This is a genomic window from Sphingobium sp. FW306-1B-F04DB (genome assembly GCF_058781925.1).
Map to the genome: position 1 here is coordinate 121376 of NZ_JBYSXE010000002.1, position 20346 is coordinate 141721.

Below are 20346 nucleotides of genomic sequence, written 5' to 3' on the forward strand. Positions count from 1 at the left end.
AAAAGATTTTCGTCCCTGAACAGATTAATATTTGTTGCCAAAGAGCCTTGTTTATTCGGCCAATTAAAGATCTGCATCTCTGACAACAGATATACGCACAATAAATTCTTCTGTCCCACTACGGACCAATAGACGGTCACTCGGATTGCCGATACAGCAAACCCGCCACCTTTTGCCGCAGATGTGACAGACACCCTCTCAGTGCGTTAAGAAGAGGCTAATGCCATTCGGATGGCATTTCCAATGGGATTATTACGTACGTCATCCTTCGGCGTAGATCTCTGTCCAGTCGAGCCGTGACAGATCCACAAGGGTCAGATCGGTCTCGCCCGAAAGGTGCACCGGCTCGACCAAATTGACGCGCTGGGGCCGATCGATCCGAATCGTCCGCCACCCCCTTTGCTTGGGAATCACGAAATCCTTGGAAGGATTATCCCCGATATAGGTAAGGCTTTGCCCGGACAGCCCGTAAAGTGCCTCGATGCATTCGAAGGCGCGCGGATGCGGCTTCCAATAGGCGCGCCCCCACAGATCGGTGCAGATCAACGGCCACAGCCCCTGCGCCGGGAGCCCGAGCGCGCGTATCTTCTGCTGCTGCGCAACCAGAAACCCGTCGGTCACGAGCGCGAGACGCAGCCCCGGCGGCCGTTCGGCGCCAAGCAGCTTCTCCGCATCGCGCGCCAGGCGAATCTCGGGCGAGTGCCGCCGGTAGACGTCGACCGCCTGCCCGATCAGCTCAGGGGTTGCGCGGATACCGAGATCGGCGCAGGTCCGGTCGAACACGTCCCCCCTGCATCCCGCGTCGAAAAGCGCGCAAGCGCATTCGGCAAAGCCCGAAATCCTGAACCGCTGCTGCATCCATGCCCCGACCGCCCGAAATCCGCTCACGACATAGTCGCGCTCGAGGTACAGCGTGTCATCGAGGTCGAAGACGACAACGCGTTCGACACGCTCCTGCGGTGAGGGCTGCGCGATCATGGCACGACAAATACCGCCGCGTCATAACGCAGCATCGCGACATTCTCGCGCCACATGTCATGTGCGGTCGGAGGCCTGTTCATCACTTCTTCGAGGAGCCATGTGGAAAAGGTAGCGCCCGCCCGATGCGCAAGGGGATATCCGCCGCCGAATCGGGCATTGATCTCGAAGACCCTCGCGTTGCCGCGATCGTCGACCATCGCCTGGAAGCACAGTGCGCCGCGCGGCCCGGGCAGTGCCGCTGCGAGATCGGCGGCGATGTGCTCTAGCTGGGGCGATCGCCGCGTTATCCCCTTCTCGACTTCACCCGCGCGAATCTGGATACGCTCGTGCGGGACCGCGCAACGCAATTGCCCCGCCCTGTCGAAGAACATGTTCACGGTATGCTCGCGCCCCGCGAGAAGCTCCTGCGCGACAAAGGGCTCGTCGGTGTCGATTGCGCGCAGCTCGGCGACATCACGGACGATGCGGACGCCCCGGCCCGAACTGCCATGCGCCGGCTTGATGAGCAGCGGCCAGAGCCATTGGTCCGCGGTTTCCGCCGCGATGTCGAGCGCGGCAGTGCGCGGCGCGGGAATGCCATGCCGCACCAGAAATTCGGCGGTAAGCAGCTTGTCGCGCGCAATGTCGACAAGCTCGGGCGCACTGATCGAAACGGTCGTCCCGATCGCCGCGAACCTGTCGCGCGCCAGCGCCAGCGGATAGAGCTCGGGATCGATGGTCGGAACGACGAGCGAAATGCCATTGTCCCGGCAGAGCGCGAACACGGCATCGGCATAGCCGGGATCATCGGCGCGCGGCACCGCGAACGCACGGTCGGCCTCATGGCAGGCGGGACTCCATTCGGGGCGTAGATCGCACGCAAAAAGGGCCAGCTCCACGCCAAGCGTCGCCGCCGAGGAGCGGAAGCTGCGCAGCAGTTCGACGCGCCTGCCCGCCGAAGTGATCAGCATGGCGATACGCTGCCCTCCCGCGCCGCCCGGCACCGGGGCGGTGCCCTCGATCTGTCCTGCAGGCAACGCGCGCATCGCCGCCTTCACCCCAGCGCCCGGACGAGGACGAAGGCCTCGGCCGCGGCCCTGCACATCGTTGCGCCGCGCAGCTTCGCTAGCGCCGCAAGCGCCTCGGTTGACCGCTCGTGCGGAAACGGTCTGACCTGCGAGGCATAGCATTGGAACGCCTCGAGCTTGGCATCGAGATGATCGGCGATGTCGACGAACAGCGTTGGCTGGAATCCGGGGGTTATATAAGGCGCATACCAGTTGGTCTCCGACAGTGTCTCATAGGCGAGCACCAGTCGGGGAAATGCCTCGAAGCATGGACGCGCCGCGACCAGTGCCGACTGGAACAGGATCTGGTGGTCGAGATGGATGTCTCCGACAAAGGGAATGAACAGGGCGTCGGGCCGCTCGGCCGCGATGAGGGCGCTCAGCCTGTCATTGAGCTGGGCGTGCGGCACGCGATCGAGTTCGGCGGCAGGGAAGTCGAGCCAGTGTCGCTCGGCAACCCCGAGCCGCGCGTGCGCACTCGCCATTTCCGCCTCGAGCGCGTCGACCGCGGACTGCGCGTAGCGCGGCGGCCCGCCGCGCGTCGCGAGCACGACGCTGACCCGGCATCCCGCGGCGGCAAGCCGCGCGATCGTTCCGCCGCACCCGAGCACCTCATCGTCGGGGTGCGGCGCTATCACCATTGCGCGACGGATCCCTTCAAGCACGCACCCCTCCCCCTTCAACGCCCAGCCGCGCATGGAGCTTGGGCAAGCCTCCGGCGCAATCCCACTCGCTGATCCACAGGCCGCGACCGTCGCCGCAGCATACCGCAAAGCCCGTCGCGTCGCGCGCGATGACCTGTCCCGCCGACGCGACATGGCGCGTAGCCTCGGGCCATGGCTGCGCCCGCCAGACGATGAGTCGTTCTGTCCCGCTGCCGGTGAAGGCGCCCGGATAGGGTCGCCCGACCGCCCGGATCAGCCGATCGACCTCCTCCACCGGGCGGCACCAGTCGATCCGTCCGTCCTCGGGTGTGCGCCGCGCCGCCCAGCTCGCATATTGCGTATCCTGGAGAACGCGTGGTGCCTGCCCCGTCGCGATCAGCGGAAGGCTCTCGGCAAGCATGGCGGACAGCGCGGTCATGTGACGCGCGTAGAGCGCCCCGACCGTCTCCGCCGCACCGACATGCAGGAAATGCTGGTTGAGGATCGGCCCGCTGTCGACGCCGTCATCCATCCAGAACAGCGTCGACGCGGTGATGTTGTAGCCCAGCAGGATCGTCCACGGGATCACCGCGCGCCCGCGAAGCTGGGGCAGCGGTGCCGGATGATAGCCGACCACCCTGCCCCCGGCGGCCTCGAGAAAGGTCGGCCGACAGATCTGCGACCAGCCAATCACGAAGGTGCAATCAGGCGCCACCTCGCCAACCGCGTCAAGCGCCTCGGGACCGTTGCTGTTGGCGATGCGCAGGACACGCGCACCCGCATGCTCTGCATCGGTGCCGAGATCGACAAAGTCCGAATGCCGTGCAGCCAGATCGGCTGGTAGCGTCATCACTCCGGCGAGCGACCACTGGGGCGACGCGGCGATCGCTTCAAGTGCGATTCGCGTGCTCTCAACCGCGCCGACGAGCATCGCCCGCATACACGCTCCGTATCGCTGGATGATTGACCCGCTCGCCGCGCACCAGCACGACCAACGTGCGGAGCACGATCCGGACGTCGAGCCGCCCTGAGGCGTTTCTGACATACCAGAGATCGAGCGAAAGCTTGTCCTCCTCGGTCAGCAGCGTATTGCCGTTGATCTGCGCCCAGCCCGTCAGTCCCGGCCGCACACTGCCGCGAAGCGCACCCGCCTCGCCTGCGAGCAGCTTTGATTCGGGCAGCATCGGCCGCGGACCGACCAGGCTCATATCGCCCCGCAGCACGTTGACGAGCTGCGGGATCTCGTCGAGCCGCAAGCGGCGGAGGATACGGCCGAGGCGCGCGGTCCGCGCTGCATCATCGGCGAGTTGCCCGTCGGGGCCGCAGATCTGCGTCATCGTCCGGAACTTGAACAGCCGGAACAGCCGGCCATGAAGGCCGCTGCGCGTCTGCGTGAAAAGGATCGGCCGCCCCATGAACAGCGCGACGAGAAGCGCGACGAAGAGCGCGACCGGCGCCAGCACGACAAGGCCGAGCGACGCCGCGACAACGTCGCAGATCCGTTGTCCGACGCGATTGCGACCCGGGCGCAGTACCTTATGGCCGCCGTCGAGCCCCATGGTGCGGAGCAGGATCGCGTTGACCTTGTCGACGGAATAGATCTGCTCGGCGGTGCGGCGCGCCTCGGCGCCCATGGCGACGGCGAGTCCGGGGTCATCGATGAAGCGCACCATGGCATCGGCGAGCGCGGCCGCGTCGCGCGGCGGGACGAGATATCCGTTCACGCCCTCGACGATCGGTTCGCGGCACCCGGGCATATCGGTGGTGATCACCGCGCGGCCAATAGCCATCGCCTCGAGGATCGTGCGGGGCAGCCCTTCACGGTAATAGCTGGGCAGCACGAACACCGTGGCGCGCGCGAGCACCGGCGCCACATCGCGCGTTTCGCCAAGATATTCGATCAGTCCTTCGTCATGCCAGCGCGCGATCTCGGCGGCGCCGATGCCCGTGGGATTGGAATCGAGCGGGCCGAGCAGCACGCAGCGCGCCTGCGCGCCCCGTTCGCGCAGCAGCCGCGCAGCGTCCACGAACTCGCACAGGCCCTTGTCGCGCAGCAGCCGCGCGACCATCAGGAAGCATGGCGGGCCGGCGGGTACAGGCTGGGCGGCAAAGCGGTCGATATCGATCCCCGAGCCGGGAACCTGGACCACGACATGCACATCATCGATGATACCATGGCGCAGCATCTCAGCACGATCGTCACGATTGAAGACGAATATCGCCGCAGCACGAGCCACCGCGATCCGGTAAAGTCGCGCGACCACCGTGCGCAGCCAGCGCGATCCAGCGCCCGGCGTGAAGACATGGCCGAGCCCGCTGACCATCGCGAAAAACCGGCCGCGGCCGGCGATGCGCATGGCGATGCCCGCATAGATGATCGGCTTTTGCGTATAGGCGAGCAGTACGTCCGGACGTTCGCGACGCACCAGCGAGATCAGTGCGATGAGCGTGGCGATATCCGCGAAGGGATTGGTGCCCGTCCGGCGCATCGCGACCCGGCGATATTCCACGCCCATCGCGGCAAGCTGCTGCGCGACCTCGGCATCCTCCTCTGGCGCGCAGGCGATGACCTGATGCCCCGCCTCGACCATCGCCGCCAGCAACGCGCCGCGGAAGTTGACGAGTGAATAGGCGAGGCTGGCAACGACGACGAGCTTCATGCCAGCGCGCCCTTTTCATGCGGCTTGCGGCCCAGGGCGGCCGCACCATGGCGGTCGAGCACGTCGCGGTAGAGATCGGCGTAGCGAGTCGCGATATCGGCTAGGGCATAGTGGCGTTCGATGCGGGTCCGCGCCGCGGCGCCGCGACGCCGCCGGCCTTCGGCACCGGCCTCGGCCAGCGCGACCAGCGCCCGGGCCAGCGCCTCGGGATCGCGCGGCGGCACGACATAACCCGTGTCGTCGATGATTCGCCGGCTTTCCCCCACGTCAGTCGCGATGCAGGGGACGCCGCAGGCCATCGCCTCGCCAACGATATTCGGAAAGCCCTCGCCCCAGGCGGATGGCAGCGCGAGAATATCGAGACCCGCGAGCCATGATGCGACGTCCGGGCGACCTTCGGATAGCGTGTATCGGTCGCGGGGCAGCGCTCGCGCCACTGCGCCGACATGCGACGCCTCCGGCGAGGTCATCCCTTGCCCGACGATGAGCAGGTGGATATCGGCGCCCAGCGCGCGCGCGCGGCTGACCGCCTCGACCAGATTGTCCGAATCCTTCATCGGGTGCGCGCGCGCTACCATGCCGACGAGTACGGCTTCCTCGCCGATGCCGAACAGACTTCGGACGCGCCTTGCCGCATCGGGGTCGGGGCGAAGCAGCCCACAGTCAAAGCCATTGGGAATGACCAGCGAACGTTCGGGGCAATAGCCCAGCGCTTCATATTGCGCGCGCGCCGCGTGCGCGTTGTAAACGATCGCCGCGGGCCGTTTCGAAAGCGTCGCGCCCAGCCGCAACACGCGCTGCGTCGTCCATTTCTCGTTGCGGATATCATCGAGCGAATGCCGCACGTTCCAGATCAACGGAGTGGCGCTATGCGCCGCGCGCACCGCCAGCCACGACGCGATATGCCCATGGTGCATCCACCCCATCACCAGAGCGGGGCGACGAGCTCGCGCCACGCGCATCAACCGCAGCGCCGCGGCAGGCGACCCAAGACCGGGGCGCATCGACAAGGCGTCGATCGGGGTGCCGCCCGCCGCGATCCGCTTGCCGACAGGACCTGGGGTCATCAGGCTCAATATGCGCTGCGTGAAGCCGGACTGCTCGTCCATACCGGCGCCGACGAGTCGGGCGAGCATGGTTTCCGCGCCCCCGACATTGAGCGCGGTGATCACGTGCAGCAGCGTCAATTCCGGCATAATTCCCGACCGCCCCCGAACAAACTCCTGCCGATCCTCCGCCCGGCAGCTACGCCCTGAATGCTAGCGTTCCAGCGATGGCGCGCGGCCGGAAATTCCGGTCACTATCCTTTCGAAGCGGCTGTGCACGCATCAACCGCCGTGCGGCGCATCCGCGATCGCCGTGGAGCGCGACACCAGGCCGCCAGAATGACGAAAACTACCCCCAGAGGCGACTCTCCGGCCAAATTCGGCCTCTGGGATAGCTGGCACATCAAAAGGGGTGGAGCGCTACTCCGATTCAGCTTGCTCCGATGAGCGCGTTCATTTGCGCGTTTATGAACATATTCTTCACCTTGTGGAGCGCGCCGCGAGCCGACCGTTCATTCGGCAAAGGCAGCGAACGGGGCCGGCCCGGAGCACTCCACACTTCAGCCGGTGGGTCGCGACATCAACCGCATGCCGGACAACGTTCCGTGCATGATCAATGGTGGGGGCATTGTGGCTCGTGTTGGACTTGCTGACGACACCCAGATTTCGCCGTTACAGCCGCAACGCGGTCATATTGGCGGCTGACAGCCTCGCCACGGGCGCGGCGCTTGCGATGGCACTGTCGCTGCGGATGAACGGGCAAATCCCGCCGCACATGATGAAGGGCCTCATTGACGCGCTGCCCGTCACGATCGTGACGGCCATGCTCGTCTTCTATGTCGCTGGCCTGCATCGCCGTGTGTGGCGCTTCACCTCGATGCCCGATATGGCGGTTCTCGTCGAGGCGGCAACCGCCGCCATTGCGTGTAGCACCCTAGCGATCGTCGTGCTCGGCCGCGCCGAATGGATGCCGCTGTCGCTGCCGATCGTGCAGTGGTTCATTCTCGTCGTGTTCTTGGGCAGCGCGCGCTTCGTCAGACGCACCCTACGCGATCGCCTGAACGTGAGCGCTCTGACAACCCCCAGGGACGACGAGACGCGGACGCAGCCGCTGCGCACGATCATTGTCGGTTCGCCCGAGAATGCCGAGGTGCTGCTCCACCAGCTCGAAATCGCGCCCGGGGCGGGTTATCGCGCCGTCGGCATCCTCGATCTGACCGGCCGGGATGTCAGCCTGAAGCTGCACGGCGTTCCGATCCTGGGCGCCTTTGATTTTCTCGAGCAGGCGGTTCAGCAGCTCGACGCGGCGCGTCAGCGGCCCGAGGCCCTGATCATCGCGGGCAATGGCGGTTGCCTGCCGCCGCAGCGCATCGTCCGGCTGGTGTCGGAAGCACAGGGCCTAGGGCTGCGCGTGGTCCGCTCGCTGCATCCTGCCGATCCCGGTGCCGCGCGCCAGGCGCCGCTCAGCCTTCAGGCGATCGACCTTGCCGACCTTCTCGGCCGGCCGCAAACCCAGCTCGAACATGCCGCGATCAATCGGGCGATAGCCGGCCGGCGCGTGCTCGTGACGGGTGCCGGCGGCACGATCGGGCGCGAGCTTGTCCGTCAGATCGCCTCGATGAATCCCGCGCATGTGATCCTGCTCGATGCGGGCGAATTCAATCTCTACTCGGTCGACATGGAATTGGCCGAGCATTTCCCGGACGTGCCGCGCTCGGCGGTGCTCTGCTCGATCCGCCAGCGCCAGAGCGTGATGGACGCCTTCGAGCAGTTCCGCCCCGAACTCGTCTTCCACGCCGCGGCGTTGAAGCATGTCCCGCTGGTCGAGCAGAATCCGTGCGCGGGCGTGATGACCAACGTGCTCGGCACGCGCAACGTCGCCGACGCGGCCCGGCAATGGGGCGCACGGGCGATGGTGCAGATCTCGACCGACAAAGCGGTCAATCCGGTGGGCGTGATGGGCGCGACCAAACGGCTCGGCGAGCTGTATTGCCAGGCGCTCGACCTTGAAAACTGCCGGACCGACAATCCCGCGCGCTTCATGACGGTGCGCTTCGGCAACGTGCTGGGCTCGAGCGGATCGCTGATTCCGCTGTTCCAGCGTCAGCTCGAGCTGCACCGGCCGCTCACCGTTACGCATCCCGATGTCGAACGCTATTTCATGACCGTGCACGAGGCGGTGCAGCTCACGCTGCAAAGCACGGCATGCGCGCTCGAGGGCGATCTCGGCCGTGGCCGCATCTTCGTCCTCGATATGGGCGCGCCTATCAAGATCCTCGACATTGCGCGGCGGATGATCCGCCTCGCCGGATTGGTCCCCGAGCGCGACGTCCCGATCGATATTGTCGGGCTGCGCCCCGGCGAAAAGCTGTTCGAGGAACTCTTCGATGAAAGCGAAAACAAGCTGCCGTCGAGTGTTCCCGGGGTATTCGAGGCCGAACCGCCATCGATCCCGTTAAGCGTGCTCAACCGCGCCTTTGACGGGCTCGCGGACGCGACGCGCAAGGGCGACACCGCCACGGTGCTGGCGCGGCTCGAGCAGGTGCTCCAGTCGCGCGCAGCGCCCGTCGAAATCGCCCAGCCGGCCCTGTCCGCGATCGCCGGTGGCCGCCGCGCAATACCCGTCGCGGGCACGATCGTCAGGAGCGCATAGCGATGAACTATCTGAGCGTTCCGCAGAACGGCCATGCCCCCGTCAGGACCGCAGCGCTGCCGCATCCCCGCACCACGATCCGTTCGCGCTGGCCGGTATATGCCGAAGACGAGATCGAGGCGGTCGCCGATATCCTGCGTTCGGGCCGCGTCAACGCGCTGCACCATGGCGAACATTGTCGTGCATTCGAGGATGCCTTCGCCAAGATGTGCGACATGCCGCATGCGATCGCGCTGGCCAACGGCACATTGGCGCTCGAACTCGCGCTGCGCACGCTCGGCGTCGGCCCGGGCGACGAGGTGATCGTTCCCGCCCGAACCTTCATTGCGTCGGCCAGCTGCGCCGTCGCCTGCGGCGCCGTCCCCGTCATCGCCGATGTCGATCCGGATACGCAAAACCTCAACGCCGAAACCGTCGCTGCCGTGATGACCCCGCGCACGCGCGCGATCGTGGCGGTGCATCTCGGCGGCTACCCCTGCCCGATGGACGAGCTGATCGTGTTGAGCGAGTCCTACGGGATCAAGATCGTCGAGGACTGCGCGCAGGCGCATGGCGCGCGCTTCAATGACCGTCCGGTCGGTTCGTTCGGAGACGCGGCGATATTCTCGTTCTGCACCGACAAGATCATCTCGACCGGCGGAGAGGGCGGGATGCTGTTGCTGCGCGACGATGCCGCCTGGTTGCGGGCCTGGGCGTACAAGGACCATGGCAAAAGCCGCGCGTTGACGGTCGGCCAGGCACCCGGCGCTGCGTTCAAATGGCTGCACGAATCCTTTGGCAGCAACTATCGGATGACCGAGATGCAGGCCGCGATCGGGCTCCATCAACTCGAGAAGCTGCCAAACTGGCTCGCCGATCGCGCACGGCACGCCGCGATCCTGAACGACGCCCTGTCGGGGCTGGCTGCATTGCGACTGATCACCCCGCCCGAAGGCATATCATCCGCGCACTATAAATATTACGCCTTTGTCCGGCCCGAATGGCTGGCCCCGGGCTGGTCGCGCGACGCGATCATCGCGGCCGCGATCGACGCCGGGCTACCGTGCCAGAGCGGCATATGCCCCGAAATCTATCGTGAGCAGGCGTTTGTCCGATCCGGGCTGGGCCCCGAAAGCCCGCGACCCGCGGCGCTCCGTCTCGGCCAGACGAGCCTGATGCTTCCGATCGATCCCACGCTCGACGACGACATGGTCGCCGAGATGGGCCGCACGCTGCGCGAAATCGTCGCGATGGGGACCGCCGAGGAGCGTGCGGCATGATCGAACGCCCCGTCGATCGACTGCCCGGTTTCATCATCATAGGCGCGATCAAGGCCGCGACGACGTGGATCGCGCATCAGCTGCGCGCGCATCCCGACATATTCATGCCGGGGCCCGAGCCGCACTTTTTCAGCACCGAGTTCGAGCGCGGCCGGCAATGGTATGCCGATCAATTCCGCGCAGCGGGCCCTGGCGTGTTGATCGGCGAGAAATCCGCCGACTATCTTTCGCATTCGCAGGCGGCGCGGCGCATCGGCGCCATGCTGCCTCAGGCACGGCTGGTCGTGCAGCTGCGCGATCCCGTCGAGCGCGCCTATTCCGACTATTGCATGCTTTTTCGGCGGGGCACGGTGTCGGGCGACCCCGCGCGCTATCTGCATCCCGGCCGCAGCGAGAACCGCCGTTTTCTCGAAAATGGCCGCTATGCAACGCATCTCGCGCGCTTTCTCGACGTGTTCCCGCACACGCAGATCAAGGTCATCCTCTACGATGATGTGCGTATCCAGCCGCTGGACACGCTTCAGTCCCTCTCGGCGCATATCGGGATTGAACCCTGGATCGATCCCGATGGCCTCGGCACCCGCAGGAACGACAGCGAGGCACCGCTGCTGCCGCTTCGCGTGCGTCGTCTCGCGCGCCCGTTCAAGCACATCGCAAGGCGCTATCGCGACGATGCCTGGTTCAAGGCGGTGCGCGGGACACTGGCAAGACCGGTGAATTATCCGCCACTGACCGAGGATCTTCGCGCGCGCCTGTATGAGTTCTATCTTCCCGAGATCGACGCGCTCAAGCCGATGATCGGGCGCGACCTGACATGCTGGACGCAATGCCCGCCCCTCGGGACCATGCACGGATAAAGGCGCATATGCGGCCCCGCGCCCATCTCGATACGGCGACAATGGGGTGGTCGCTGTCCGCTCCGCTGCTGGCGCTCGCGGTGTTCCTTGCGCCCTACATCTCCTGGCGTCCTGGCGCGATCCTGTTCACGGTCAGCGATATGCTCTTCGTCGCGGGCGCGCTGATGATCGTGCTCGCCCACCGCATGCCGCTGCGGCCCTTTGCATCGCTCACCCCCTATTGGCTGCTCGCGCTCGCGGTCATGCTCGGCGGGCTCTATCTGGGCAGCATCATCAACGGCGACCCGACGCGCTGGGCGGTGCTGGCAGGGCAATATCTGTTCAGCCTCGCGCTGCTCCCGATCCTGCTGATGCGCCATGACCGCCAGCGCACCTATCTTTTCATGAAGGCTTTCGTCGCCGGCGTCGCCTGCATGGAACTGTTCGGCAGCGCGCTCTATTTCGCCTATGGCGGGCAGTGGGAGCCGCTGCGGCGTTTCGGACCCGATTTCGTGACGGGTGGCGGCCGCTTGTCGGCCTTCCTTGCCGATGCCAACTGGAACGCCGCGATGATCGCGATGGCCATTCCCTTCGCCTATTATCTGAGGATGGCCGGCCAGCTCGGCCAAATGCTGTTTGCCGCAGTCATTACGGTACTGCTCATTGGCCTGGCGCTTACCGCATCGGTCACGGGCATAGTCAGCATGGTGCTGGCCACGATCATATTTCTGGTCGCGGGACGCATCAGGCCGCCCATGCGGCTGTTCGTGATCGGGGGTGTCGCGGTCGCGCTGCTTGCGGCCTCGGGCTATGCCTTGCCGCGCGCCTTCGAGGCGCGCATCGCACCCGCGCTGGAAAGCGGCGAACTGACTCAGGCAGGCACCTTTATCGGCCGTGTCGAACTGATCGAAGAGGCGTGGGGATTGGCCAGTGATTCGATCGTGGTCGGCATCGGCGCCGACCAGTATCGCAATGTGAGCGCGGTTCAGCAGCCTGTGCACAACCTCTATTTGCTGTTGTGGGTCGAGGGTGGGCTTCCCTCGCTGCTCGGCTGGTTGTGGATGATGGGGATATTGATCGTGGGCGCGGTTTCGGCGCTCAGATATGAGCGTCTCGCCGGCGCACTCGCGCTGGCGGTGTTCGCGATCTTCACCATCTATTGCGGTGCTTCGCCGCATATGTACGCTCGACAGTGGATCGTGCCCCTCTTGCTGGCGATGGCACCCGTCTTCGCGATCATGGGCCAGGCGGTGAGGCCCAAAGCCGGCAGCGCGCCCGCTAGCCATTACCCCATGACCCGCAAGGAATTTTAGGCTATGGTGTCGATAGACGGGAGGAGGCCAGCCATGCGGTTTTGGGCAATCATCGGCGCGGTGGCTCTGTGCGGGCTGCAAGGATGCGCAACCCCTGCAGCGGAACTACCCAAGATGTACGAGGTGACCGACACGGCCTATCGGCTCGGCTCGGGGGACGAGATCCGCGTCACCGTCTATGGCATGGATCAGATGACCAACACCTATCTGGTGGGCGACGGGGGCACGATTTCGCTGCCGCTGATCGACCCCATCTCGGTCGAGGGCAAGACCACCGCTCAGGTTGAAAAGGCGATCGCCGACGCGATCGTCGCCAAGCAACTCGTCCTCCAGCCCAGCGTCAGCGCGCAGGTGCAGAAATACCGCCCCTTCTACATATTGGGCGAAGTGCAGAAGCCGGGCCAATATCCCTATTCGCCCGGCCTCTCGGTGACGTCGGCGGTGTCGATCGCGGGCGGCTTCACCTTCCGCGCGGACAAGAAAGAATTCTCGGTCGCCCGCAAGTCCGGGCAGAAGATGGTGAAAGGAAAGGTTGGGCCCGACGCGCCGGTCCTCCCGGGAGATACGATCACCGTATTTGAAAGCTGGTTCTGAGCGCTGTGACGCGCTTCATCTCGAAAGGGGGAGGTGAACGGGCGATGCGATGGGCAGTACGTTTCTTGTCGGCCGGATTGGTCGGTACCTTTGTGGGTGTTCCCATGGCGCAGGCGCAGGGCGTCGATTCGGATGAATCGATCGCGGAGTTGCCGCGCCCGGGCTATGAGCCCCGCAACCTGCGGGTCGGCGGCGCCATTGTCGCGCCCCAGGCCGATTTCGGCGTGCTCTACGACGACAATATCTTCGCGACCAAGACGCAGACCGACGACGACTTCGTCTTCAGCCTGGCGCCGCGCGTGCGCGCGACTCAACGTACGGCGCACCTGAACCTGCGCCTCGACGCCTATGCGACCATCCTGCGCTATGCGGACAACAGCTCCGAGGATACCGAAAGCTACGGCATCGGCGGATCCGCCCAGTACCGCCGCGACGTTCACACGCTGACCGGATCGGCACGATATGATCGCAGTTACGAGCGTCGGACCGATCCGGAAGCGGACTTCAACCTGGCGCGACCGCCAGCCGAAATCGACCTCGCCAACGCCGAGTTCAGCTACGCCTACCGCCCCGGCCGGTTGGGCGCGCAGATCACCGCTGGCGTCGAGAAGGTCGATTATCTGCCGGTGGCTGACGCCGATCGCGACATCATGACCTATCGGGGCGCGGTCCGTGCATTCATGCAGGTAGGCGGCGGCATGGATGCCTTTGTCGAGGGTTTCGCGACATCGCGCGACGCGCGCACCGCGGTCGATCGCAACGGCATCAACCGTGACACGACGACCTATGGCGGAAATATCGGCGTGCAGCTGGACATTGCCGACCGGATCAAGGGCGATATCGGATTCGGCGCCTTCCGCGCGGAATATGACGACCCGACGATCACCGACAGGACGGGCTTTTCGGCAAAGGGGCGTATCGTATGGCGCCCGCGCGTACGCACCGCGGTCACCGGGCAGATATCCAGCGGCGACGTCGCCACTGTGCGCGGCGGAGCGACAGCGCGTACCGACACCATCGCCAGCTTGAGGGTCGATCAGGAAATTCGACACAATCTGCTGATGTACGGACAGGTCGGGATCATCGACACGAGCTATCGCGGCGCGAGCAGCCGCAACCTCACGACATGGTCCGCGGCCATCGGCGGCGAATATCTCATAAACCGTTCGATCTCGGTGAAGCTCGATGCTTCCTATATGGATCGGTCGGCGAATCTGGCCACGGACGAATTCAACAAGTTCCGCGTCGGGATCGGATTGCGCGTCCGCTACTGACGCTGCCCGTAACGGCCTTTGTATCAAGGGAGTTAAGGGTGGGCCCGATCGGGTAGGAGTGCGGGCGCATCGGGGCGAGATCCGGAACCGATCCGAGGCGACACGGTTGCAAGCGCCGGAGGACACCAGCATGACCTCATCATCACATCGACCTGCCAACCCATATGTCGCGCGGGGGCGTGCGTGGTCGCGCCACTGGCGCCATATGGCAAACCTGGCTGCTGCCATTTGCCTGCCGGGCTGTTCGGGAACAGCCGACGGCTTGCCCGCGACGACGGGATCGGACGCATTTCCCGGGGCCGAAGGTCATGGACGCCACGCAGCAGGTGGCCGTGACGGTCGTATCATCCAGGTGACCACGCTGGCCGATTCAGGGGCGGGATCGCTGCGTGCCTGTATCGACGCCAGCGGCCCGCGCGTGTGCGTCTTCCGCGTCGGGGGTGTGATCCGGTTCACCTCGACGCGGCCGATCATCCGCAATCCCTACATCACCATCGCGGGGCAGACCGCGCCGGGTGGCGGCATATTGCTGACGCATGGCGGCGGCGCCAGAGGCCTGACACCGCTCGTCATCAAGAACACGCACGACGTGATTGTCCGCCATGTGCGCATCCGTACCGATCGGCGGGGCGCAGACCGCGGCAGCAATGACGGGATCACGATCGAGGGCAGCCGCAACGTCATCATCGATCATGTCAGCGCCTCCTGGGCGCTCGACGAGAATTTCAATGGTTTCGCGCAGAACGACAACATCACCGTTTCGGCCTCGATCTTTGCCGAGGGTATTCCCGAACACGACAAATGCGCGCTGCTCGCCAGCGATCCGACGGGTCCGCAACGCTTCAGCTTCATCAAGAATCTGTGCGCACATAACAGTGACCGCAATGCCGATGTGAACTTCCCGCCGGGCTCATGCGTCGAGATCGCCAACAATGTGCTCTACAATGCCCGATACGAATTCACGGAGATCTGGGAGAGCTATGGCGGCACGCCGGTGAGCGTAGTCAACAACTATTATAGGGCGGGGCCGAACACGCAGGGGTCCGCGACCGCGATCAACCGGCAGATCATTGCCTCGACAGGTCCGGCGCGCGTTTATGTCGAGGGCAACAGCTTCGATGGCCGGATGGTCGCACAGGCGGCGCTGCTCACGCCCGTCCTCGTCAACCAGCCCCCCTGCGCGCTGACCTTCACGCCCCAGACCGCCGCCCAGGCCTATGCCACGGTGCTTGAAATGTCGGGCGCCTTCCCGCGCGACAGCGTCGATCTTCGCATCGTCCGCGATGTCGGCGAACGCACGGGGCGGATCGTCGCCGGTCCCGGGACACTCCCCGCGATCGCAGGCGGCACGCCTTATGCCGACAGCGACCGCGACGGCATGGCGGACAGCTGGGAACGCGCCAACGGGATGAGCGTCGGGGTCAACGATGCCTGGGCCGATGCCGACGGCAATGGCTGGGCGAATATCGACGAGTTCCTCGACTATGCGCATCGCGAGGTGCTGCGCGGCCGTCCGGTCACCTGATACCACGTGCAGGTGGCGCCGGATCAGCGGGCGCCGCGCTCCTGCCGGTCGGCGTCGAAGACAAGTCGGTGGCGCGGCTGCTCCATGTTGAGCGTCTGCTCGATGATCGGCGTCGGCCGGCGCTTGGCCTGCATGAAGATACGCCCGAGATATTCCCCGAGCACGCCGAGGAAAATCGCGTTCATGGAGATCGACATCAGCAGCAGCAGCGTGGTCGTGGCAAAGCCCGCGGGCCAGTCCTGTCCGAAGACGAGCCGGCCGATGATGTAGCCGAAGCTCAGCAGGAAGGTGAGGCAGCCCACGAGCAACCCCACCGCCGACGCCAGTCGCAGCGGGACCAGCGAATGGTTCAGCACCCCGTCAACCGCAAGCGCGAGCATCGCGCGGAAGGGGAATTTGCTCTCGCCCGCGATGCGCATGCGGCGGACATAATGGAAGCCTATCTGTGAAAAGCCCATCGAACTGATCAGCCCGCGCAGATAGGGCGAGGTGTCGTCGACCAGGCGCAGCTCGGCAAGGATGCGCGCGTCTACCAGCCGGAACTCGCCCGCATTGACGGGCAGGTCGTCATCGCTCATTGACGCGATCAGCTTGTAGAACAGCCGCCGCGTCGCGCGCATGATCGCGCCCTCTTCCGGTGTTTCGCGCACGCCATAGACGACCTGATGCCCCTCGCGCCACAGCTCGAGCATGCGGGGGATCAGCTCGGGAGGGTCCTGTAGGTCACAGTCGATCTGGATCGCGCACGCCCCGGTCGCCGATTGATAGGCGACGAGCAGCGAGCGTTCATATCCATAGTTGCGCGCGAAGCGGATGACGCGGACGCGCGGGTCGCTCGCCGCGATCTCGCGCAGCAACGCGAAACTGCGATCGGTCGAGTGATTGTCGGTGACGATGATCTCATAATCATATTGGGGCAGCGCCTCGAAGACCTTGACGATCTCGGCATAAGCGCGCTCGATGTTCATGTCCTCGTTATAGACGGGCACGAGGACCGATACCTTTGTCGGGATGTCCGGCATCTTGTCCTCCTATGCCAGTGCGGGCGCGCGCTGCATCGCGACCACGGTCCGCTCGAGTCCCGCCCGCAATGCGGTTCCCGCCGACCAGTTGAGCATTGTCCGCGCGCGGTCAGGGGATGCAAGCAGTACCGATGCGCCGAGTTCGGGCGCGCGTTCGCCCATCCGCACCAGTGCCGGATCGGCGCCGGTCAGGTCGATCACCTGCTCGGCGACCTCGCGCATGGTCGGCGCGACGCCCGTCGCGATGTTGATTGCATGGCACCATGGCAGCTGACGCTCGGCCAGCAGAATCAGCGCGTCCACGACATCGTCGACATGGATGAGATCGCGCCGGTCGCAGGGTCGTGCGACATGGAAAGAGCGCCGATCCAGACAGGCGCGGATCAGCGCAGGAATCATGAAGGTCTCTGCCTGTCCGGCGCCATAGACGAGCGCGAGCCGCGCGGTCGTAGCGCGAAACGGCAGCACGCCTTCGAGCACGCGCATGTACATGGTGCCCGCGGCAAGTCCCGCGCCATAGGGGGTGGACGGGTCCTCTTTCTGATCCTCGCGATAGGGAACAGTGGCGGTGCCATATTCGGCGATCGACCCCGCGCGCACGAACACCGCGGGCGGATGCCGCAGATTTGCGAGCACGCCGAGCAATGCGATGAGATTGCGCAGGTCCTCCTCGATCGAGAGCGTGACCGCGGGAAAATCGACCTGACCCGTCCGTCGCGCTTCCGCCGCCAGATGGTAAACCTGTTCCGGAGCCGCTTCGGCCAGACAGGTGGCGAGCGCGACGCTGTCGGCGAGGTGCACTTTATGAAGATGCACCCGGTCGAGCAGGTCCTCGATCCGATCCAGCGCGGTTTCGGGGCGCACGACGAGATGCAGCTCGTCGCCGCGCGCGATCAGCCGGCGCACGAGATGGGATCCGATGAATCCCGCTGCTCCGGTGATCAGCGTGCGCGTCTGCATAGGCGGGTCGCCATTCCTACTCGACGAGCGTCGGTCTGGGCAGCGGCACGACGAACTTTCCACCGCCATCGAGGAACGCCTGTTGCTGGACGCGGATCTCATCGAAGAAGTTCCACGCGAGCACGAAGAGCACGTCGGGCTTTTCGGTTTCGATCGCCTCGACCGGCTTGATCGGTATCCGCGTGTTGGGCGAGTAGAGGCCGTGCTTCAGCACGTTCTTGTCGACAAGGAAGTCGAGATATTGCGGGCCGATGCCGAAATAGGTGATAAGCGTATTGCCCCTGGCCGACGCGCCATAGCCCGCAATCTTCAGGCCCTTGGCCTTCATGTCCGACAGCATTGCGCGCAACTCGGCGCCGATCGCATCGACGCGCTCGACCAGCGCCTGATAGGTTGCAGCATCGAGCATACCGCCCGCGGCTTCCTCGTCGAGCATCTCATCCACGATCGGCGCCCGCTCCACGCCCGCAGCGTTGCGCGTCAGAAAGACGCGCATCGATCCGCCATGGATATGGGGAAGCCGGTGGACGTCGGTAACGTCCATGTCGAAGAACGCGCCAAGCTTGACGAGCGAGAGCAGGCTGAATTCGGACACATGCTCGTGATAGATATTGTCGAACTCGTTGTGGTCGATCAGTTCCTTGGCGCGGGGCACCTCGATCACGAACAGGCCGTCGTCCGCCAGCAGCACGTCGATGCCCCGCATGAAGTGATGCAGGTCGCCGATATGGTTGAAGGTATTCGTCGTGACGATGATCTTCGCCTTGCCATGCGCCGCCGCCACATCGGCCGCCGTATCGGGGTCGAAATAGGCGACATGGACGTCGACGCCCCGCGCATTGGCGAGTTCGGCGATGTTCGCCGCGGGATCGATGCCCAGCGTCCGGCAACCACGTGCGTTACACGCTGCCAGCAACAGCCCGTCATTGCATCCGATATCGACGATCAACCCCGTCGATCCCGCAATGCCGGCAAGGACATCGGCAAAACCCTGGAAATGGCTCTGCATCGTCGCTGCGCCCGAGGGAACGTAGAGATAGTGCCTGAAGAAGTCGGCGGGGATCTGGTCGGCCACCTCGACGAGTCCGCATTCGAGGCAGACCTGCGCATTGAGCGGAAAGGCTGGCTGGGGACTCGCCAGATCCTCGGGCTTGATCAGCATCTGCGCGGGCGCATGATCGCCGAGCGGCAGGAAGAGATAGGGGTCGGGCGCGAGGCAGGCGCGGCATTGCGCGAGGCGATCGGCGGGGCCCTCGACGGGCTGGAGCACGGCTTGGCTCGACATGGTATTCAGCTCCCCGTCCTGGTCTTGAGGAACGACGCCGCGGTTTCGTACACATGCGCCAGTTGTTCTTCGCTCAGCCCCTGATGGCAGCCGATGACGATGCCGCCGCGCGTGACCAGATCAGCATCGGGATAGCCGTCGGTGCTCTCGCGCCGCGCGATCGTCTTGAAGCCGGGTTGCCGCAGGATGTTGCCCGTGAAGACCGGCCGCGTCTGGATGCCGCGTTCCTCGAGATAAATCTGCATCTCGTTGCGCGTGAAGGGCGCGCCGTCGCGGACGACGAGCGGAAAGGCGTACCAGGTCACGTCCGCGCCGGGGATCATCTCGGGCAGCAGGAAGAACTCCTCATAGGCCTTGAAGAACGCCTTGTGGCGGTCGAAGGTCGCCTGCCGCGCCTTCAGGAAGCCGGGCAGCTTGCGATACTGGACGAGCCCGAAGGCGGCGCCCAGCTCCGACGGCTCGAAGTTGTAGCCGATCATGTCGAAGACATATTTGGCGTCATAGGGAATGCCATCGATCTCGATGCCGAAGCGAGCATTGGCGCTTTCGGATTCGGCGAAGACCGACGAGCGACGCCCCCAGCCGCGCAGGATGCGCGAGCGGTGTTCGAGCTCTTCGCTGTTGGTGCACAGCATACCGCCATTGCCCGCGCAGTTGATGATATGCGCGCCATAGAAACTCGTCGTGCAGATATCCGCACGCTCGCCCGTGGGACGGCCGCGCAGCCTGGTATCGAGCGTGTCGGCGCTGTCCTCGAGCACGAGCAGATTGTGCCGGTCGGCGATCGCACGCAGCGCATCCCAGTCGGGAATGTTGCCCATGAGATTGGGGATCACCATCGCCCGGGTATTGGGCGTGATCATTTCCTCGACCTTGTCGATCCGGATGTTGAGCGTCTGCGGGTCGACATCGACAAAGGCGGGGGCGAGGCCGTTCTGGACCTGCGAGGCGACCGTCGTCGAAAAGGTCAGCGCCGGGGTGATGACCTCCGATCCCTTCGGCAGATCCATCGCCGCGATGCCGAGCAGCAGCGCCGACGATCCCGAATTGACCATCACGCCGCGCGACTTGCCGAACAGCGCGGCGATCTTCGCCTCGAATTCGGCAACCCTGGGTCCGGGCAGCGTCGAGGTGCGCAACACCTCGACGACCGCGGCGACCTCCTCCTCGTCGCTGACGCTCAGCGCATAGGGAACGCGCAGGAAGCGTTCGGGCGGCTGCATTTCGGTTTCAGTGACGGCCAGCATC

At 65.1% G+C, this 20346-nt stretch carries 17 protein-coding genes; 7 read left to right on the forward strand and 10 right to left on the reverse strand.

Annotation, left to right across the window (positions count from 1 at the left end; all coding sequences use genetic code 11):
- Positions 1-261 precede the first annotated feature (261 nt).
- From AC3WJD_RS02650 to AC3WJD_RS02675, 6 genes are read right to left on the reverse strand one after another with little or no spacing between them, the layout of a single operon-like run.
- A complete protein-coding gene (locus AC3WJD_RS02650; protein WP_492744265.1) occupies positions 262-978 on the reverse strand; it encodes an HAD family hydrolase in 717 nt (238 codons plus the stop codon).
- The gene (locus AC3WJD_RS02655) at positions 975-2006 is read right to left on the reverse strand and encodes an ATP-grasp domain-containing protein (protein ID WP_492744267.1); all 1032 of its coding nucleotides are present in this window, start codon (positions 2004-2006) and stop codon (positions 975-977) included. The genes AC3WJD_RS02650 and AC3WJD_RS02655 overlap by 4 nt, the downstream gene beginning before the upstream one ends.
- 8 nt (positions 2007-2014) lie before the next feature.
- Positions 2015-2692 (reverse strand): PIG-L deacetylase family protein, encoded by a 678-nt coding sequence (locus AC3WJD_RS02660; protein WP_492744269.1) that lies wholly within the window; start codon positions 2690-2692, stop codon positions 2015-2017.
- Positions 2685-3611, reverse strand: a complete 927-nt coding sequence (locus AC3WJD_RS02665) for a methionyl-tRNA formyltransferase (protein WP_492744271.1) — start codon at positions 3609-3611, stop codon at positions 2685-2687. Before AC3WJD_RS02665 ends, AC3WJD_RS02660 begins: the two co-directional genes overlap by 8 nt.
- Positions 3583-5331, reverse strand: a complete 1749-nt coding sequence (locus AC3WJD_RS02670) for a sugar transferase (RefSeq protein WP_492744273.1) — start codon at positions 5329-5331, stop codon at positions 3583-3585. Before AC3WJD_RS02670 ends, AC3WJD_RS02665 begins: the two co-directional genes overlap by 29 nt.
- Positions 5328-6527 (reverse strand): glycosyltransferase, encoded by a 1200-nt coding sequence (locus AC3WJD_RS02675; protein ID WP_492744275.1) that lies wholly within the window; start codon positions 6525-6527, stop codon positions 5328-5330. Before AC3WJD_RS02675 ends, AC3WJD_RS02670 begins: the two co-directional genes overlap by 4 nt.
- Positions 6528-7014: 487 nt before the next feature.
- On the opposite strand from AC3WJD_RS02675, the gene AC3WJD_RS02680 reads away from it, so the two are divergent.
- The 7 genes from AC3WJD_RS02680 (at position 7015) to AC3WJD_RS02710 (ending at position 15831) form a co-directional block, all read left to right on the forward strand.
- On the forward strand, positions 7015-9030 hold the full coding sequence (locus AC3WJD_RS02680; RefSeq protein WP_492744350.1) for a polysaccharide biosynthesis protein: 2016 nt from the start codon (positions 7015-7017) through the stop codon (positions 9028-9030).
- A gap of 2 nt (positions 9031-9032) precedes the next feature.
- Positions 9033-10289 carry a DegT/DnrJ/EryC1/StrS family aminotransferase gene (locus AC3WJD_RS02685; RefSeq protein ID WP_492744277.1) on the forward strand — a complete coding sequence of 419 codons (1257 nt, stop codon included), beginning with the start codon at positions 9033-9035 and terminating at the stop codon, positions 10287-10289.
- Positions 10286-11146 carry a sulfotransferase family protein gene (locus AC3WJD_RS02690; RefSeq protein WP_492744279.1) on the forward strand — a complete coding sequence of 287 codons (861 nt, stop codon included), beginning with the start codon at positions 10286-10288 and terminating at the stop codon, positions 11144-11146. Before AC3WJD_RS02685 ends, AC3WJD_RS02690 begins: the two co-directional genes overlap by 4 nt.
- Before the next feature lie 8 nt (positions 11147-11154).
- Positions 11155-12438, forward strand: a complete 1284-nt coding sequence (locus tag AC3WJD_RS02695; RefSeq protein WP_492744281.1) for an O-antigen ligase family protein — start codon at positions 11155-11157, stop codon at positions 12436-12438.
- A 33-nt stretch (positions 12439-12471) separates the two neighbouring features.
- The gene (locus AC3WJD_RS02700) at positions 12472-13032 is read left to right on the forward strand and encodes a polysaccharide biosynthesis/export family protein (protein WP_492744283.1); all 561 of its coding nucleotides are present in this window, start codon (positions 12472-12474) and stop codon (positions 13030-13032) included.
- A 104-nt stretch (positions 13033-13136) separates the two neighbouring features.
- Positions 13137-14306 (forward strand): outer membrane beta-barrel protein, encoded by a 1170-nt coding sequence (locus tag AC3WJD_RS02705; protein ID WP_492744285.1) that lies wholly within the window; start codon positions 13137-13139, stop codon positions 14304-14306.
- Between the two features lie 205 nt (positions 14307-14511).
- A complete protein-coding gene (locus AC3WJD_RS02710) occupies positions 14512-15831 on the forward strand; it encodes a pectate lyase family protein (RefSeq protein WP_492744287.1) in 1320 nt (439 codons plus the stop codon).
- Positions 15832-15854: 23 nt separating this feature from the next.
- Here AC3WJD_RS02710 and AC3WJD_RS02715 read toward each other — a convergent pair whose 3' ends face one another.
- Genes AC3WJD_RS02715 through AC3WJD_RS02730 form a run of 4 tightly spaced genes read right to left on the reverse strand, consistent with a single transcriptional unit; the run spans position 15855 to position 20345 of the window.
- The gene (locus AC3WJD_RS02715) at positions 15855-16853 is read right to left on the reverse strand and encodes a glycosyltransferase family 2 protein (protein ID WP_492744289.1); all 999 of its coding nucleotides are present in this window, start codon (positions 16851-16853) and stop codon (positions 15855-15857) included.
- A 9-nt stretch (positions 16854-16862) separates the two neighbouring features.
- Positions 16863-17813: an NAD-dependent epimerase/dehydratase family protein gene (locus AC3WJD_RS02720; RefSeq protein ID WP_492744290.1), complete on the reverse strand. Its 951-nt coding sequence runs from the start codon at positions 17811-17813 to the stop codon at positions 16863-16865.
- 16 nt (positions 17814-17829) lie between these two features.
- The gene (locus tag AC3WJD_RS02725) at positions 17830-19098 is read right to left on the reverse strand and encodes a methyltransferase domain-containing protein (protein WP_492744291.1); all 1269 of its coding nucleotides are present in this window, start codon (positions 19096-19098) and stop codon (positions 17830-17832) included.
- Between the two features lie 5 nt (positions 19099-19103).
- Positions 19104-20345 carry a DegT/DnrJ/EryC1/StrS family aminotransferase gene (locus AC3WJD_RS02730; protein WP_492744293.1) on the reverse strand — a complete coding sequence of 414 codons (1242 nt, stop codon included), beginning with the start codon at positions 20343-20345 and terminating at the stop codon, positions 19104-19106.
- Position 20346 lies beyond the last annotated feature (1 nt).